General features: G+C 45.6%; 1 protein-coding gene. It reads left to right on the plus strand.

What is annotated here, in order from left to right:
* Positions 1 to 75: 75 nt before the first annotated feature.
* Positions 76 to 686: IS3 family transposase (locus tag M1L23_RS12770; RefSeq protein ID WP_252627829.1), on the plus strand; the 611-nt coding region annotated here is incomplete at its 3' end.

The raw sequence follows: 686 nt of genomic DNA on the forward strand, positions 1-686 counted from the left end.
CACCTCGGCCTTCTTCGCTAGGGAAATGAAATAGGTTTTAAATTTATTCATTCCAAAGTGCAAGAAGGCTACCCGGTGAGTTTATGCTGCAAGGCATTGGGGCTGAGTCGCTCAGGCTATTACGCTTGGGAGCAACGTCCTTCCAAGCTTATTAGCGCAGATACACTGAGGCTTTATCGTAAGGCGAAACAGCTTTTTGCAGAAAGTCGTAACAGTCTTGGCAGCCGTGGGCTCATGAAAGCACTGCGCCAACAGGGGTTCGTTGTCGGTCGTCATAAAACGCGAACTATCATGCGTAAGCTAGGTCTGGTGGTACGCCAGCGCGTGGCTTACAAGGTAACGACTAAGCGTGATAACCGCCACTTGGCGGCACCTAACCTAGTTAATATGAACTTTAACCCAGCCCAAGCTAATCAAGTATGGGCTGGTGATATTACTTATTTAAGAACTGGGCAAGGTTGGATGTATTTAAGCGTTGTTATGGATTTGTATTCTCGCCGAATCATTGGCTGGTCTATTAACAAACGTATGACAACTGATCTTGTTTTGCGGTCGGTTAAGCAAGCCTATTGGCTTAGAAAGCATCCAAAAGGTGTTATTTTCCATAGTGACCGTGGCTCTCAGTACACCAGTAAAAAGTTAAAAAGCTCGCTAACTAAGCTAGGTATAAAACAGTCGATGGGTGA

Origin of the sequence: Aliidiomarina quisquiliarum, from assembly GCF_023922585.1 — a bacterium.
Taxonomy (GTDB): domain Bacteria; phylum Pseudomonadota; class Gammaproteobacteria; order Enterobacterales; family Alteromonadaceae; genus Aliidiomarina; species Aliidiomarina quisquiliarum.